The organism is Sulfitobacter sp. 15WGC (assembly GCF_005068605.1).
Classification (GTDB): Bacteria; Pseudomonadota; Alphaproteobacteria; order Rhodobacterales; family Rhodobacteraceae; genus Sulfitobacter; species Sulfitobacter faviae.
The window spans coordinates 1-2,412 of sequence record NZ_SZNL01000050.1 but is presented as its reverse complement, the minus strand read 5'-3'; the positions used below and the strand labels follow the sequence as shown (position 1 = coordinate 2,412).

Sequence of the window (2,412 nt, the reverse complement as noted above, 5' to 3'; positions counted from 1 at the left end):
CAATGTTTTGGCCTCCTTTGCAGTTTTCTTTGCTGCCTCAGAACTGACCTTGAAGCGGTAGCTGTCGTTTCCGGTTTCGAGGATGTGGCAGCGGTGGGTAAGCCGATCCAAGAGAGCGGTGGTCATCTTTGCATCCCCGAAGACCTGCGCCCATTCTGAGAAGCTAAGGTTGGTGGTGATGATCACACTGGTGCGCTCATAGAGCTTACTGAGCAGATGGAAGAGCAGCGCCCCGCCAGATGAACTGAACGGCAGGTAGCCGAGTTCGTCCAAAATGACCAAGTCGACCTTCGTCAGCGTCTCAGCCAGTTTCCCTGCCTTTCCAAGCGCCTTCTCCTGTTCCAACGCATTGACCAATTCTACGGTCGAGAAGAAGCGGACCTTGCGCCTGTGGTGCTCAATCGCTTGGACGCCAATTGCAGTGGCCGTGTGGCTCTTGCCCGTTCCGGGACCGCCGATCAAAACGACATTTTCGGCCGCTTCGATAAACTCGCATCGATGTAGCTGCCGCACTGTCGCTTCGTTGACCTCACTCGATGCAAAGTCGAAGCCCGTCAGATCCTTGTATGCGGGGAAGCGGGCGACTTTCGTGTGGTAGGCGATAGACCGTACCTCGCGTTCGGCGATCTCAGCCTTGAGCAGCTGTGACAGCATTGGTGTGGCAGCTTCGAACGCTGGCGCGCCCTGGGCGACCAAGTCTTCAATCGCATTTGCCATGCCGTACAGCTTGAGACTGCGTAGCATGATCACGATAGAAGCTCCTGCTGGGTCATGACGCATGGCGCTTCTCCTTAGTCTGTCGCAACCCGTCATAGCGATCGACGTTGGCCTCTGGCGTTGACTGCAATGCCAGTGCGTCCGGCGGATCGACCTCGGGGTGATCTGTCGGTCTGCGGTCGATCAATCGATGCAACAGGTTCAGGATGTGCGTCTTGGTGGGGACGCCCGCTTCAAGTGCCAGCTCCACTGCGCACAAAACGTCATCTTCGTTGTGCTGAAGGACCAGAGACAGAATGTCGACCATCTCTCGGTCACCGCCTTCTTTACGCAGCATGTGATCCTGAAGTTGCCGGAAGGCATCCGGCATCTCCGTGAACGGCGCACCATTGCGTAAGGCACCTGGTTTGCGTTGGATGACAGCGAGATAGTGACGCCACTCATAGATGACCTTGCCGGGCTTGCGATGAGATCGCTCGATGATCCGCGCATGCTCGCAAACCGTTTGCCCTTCAGCGACCACGACCAGCCGTTCGGGATAAACATGCAAACTGACACGTCGGTTCGCGAAGCTGGCGGGAACGCTGTAGCGATTGCGTTCGAACGTGATCAGGCATGTGGGTGACACACGCTTACTGTGTTCGATAAAGCCATCGAATGCCGGCGGCAGTGCCATCAGCGTGGGCTTCTCGGCCTCCCACACGTCAGCGATGGACCCCGGCAAAGCCTTGTGCGGTGTCTCTGCCCAAAGGGCGATACAGCGATCTTCAAGCCATTGGTTCAGCTCGTCCAGATCGGCAAAGACCGGCATGACTTGCCACATGCGGTTGCGCGCATCCTGCACGTTCTTCTCAACCTGGCCTTTCTCCCAACCTGCGGCTGGATTGCAGAACTCGGGCTCAAACACGTAGTGGCTGGCCATAGCCTTGAAGCGTGCATTGACGTCCCGCTGCTTGCCTCTGCCCACACGATCAACGGCGGTCTTCATATTGTCATAGATCCCGCGACCAGGCACGCCGCCGAAGACGCGGAATGCATGCCAGTGGGCGTCAAACAGCATCTCGTGCGTTTGCAGCGGGTAGGCCCGCACCAAGAAAGCGCGGCTGTGTGACAGTTTGATATGCGCGACCTGAAGTTTGGCGCGCTCACCGCCAATGTTGGCCCAGTCCTCGCTCCAATCGAATTGGAAGGCTTCGCCGGGCGCGAACACCAAAGGCACGTAGGTGCCGCGCCCCGTCGTCTGTTCCGCTCGATGCCGATCTTCACGCCATGCCCGGGCGAAAGCTGCTACGCGTTCATAGGAGCCATCATATCCCAGCTTCACCAGATCAGCATGCATTTGCTTCACTGTCCGCCGCTCTTTGCGTGACTTCCGCGTCTGGATTAAAAGCCAGGCTGACAGCCGATCCGAATAGGGATCCAGCTTGCTTGGACGCTTGGGCGTCTTGAACTGCGGTTCCACCGCACCTTCACGCAGATACTTCTTTATCGTGTTCCGAGACAAACCCGTCCGCCGGGCAATCTCCCTGATTGGCATCTTGTCACGCAATGCCCAGCGTCGAATGACACTCAAAAATCCCATGTCGATCACTCCAAATCCCCCCAACCAAAACCGTCGGGGAAGTGTGTTCACATGGGTCAATTCTCAGTGACAATTTATGGGGCTACCGGGTCAGTTCTCAGTGACAATCAACA

2 protein-coding genes are annotated in these 2,412 nt (G+C 57.1%); both read right to left on the bottom strand.

Translation table 11 applies throughout. The features are described from left to right. Positions 1-780: IS21-like element helper ATPase IstB (gene istB / locus FCK22_RS17860; RefSeq protein ID WP_136720740.1), on the bottom strand; the 780-nt coding region annotated here is incomplete at its 3' end. After that, positions 770-2,299 (bottom strand): IS21 family transposase, encoded by a 1,530-nt coding sequence (gene istA / locus FCK22_RS17855; protein ID WP_136720741.1) that lies wholly within the window; start codon positions 2,297-2,299, stop codon positions 770-772. The genes istA and istB, both read right to left, overlap by 11 nt. Positions 2,300-2,412: the final 113 nt, after the last annotated feature.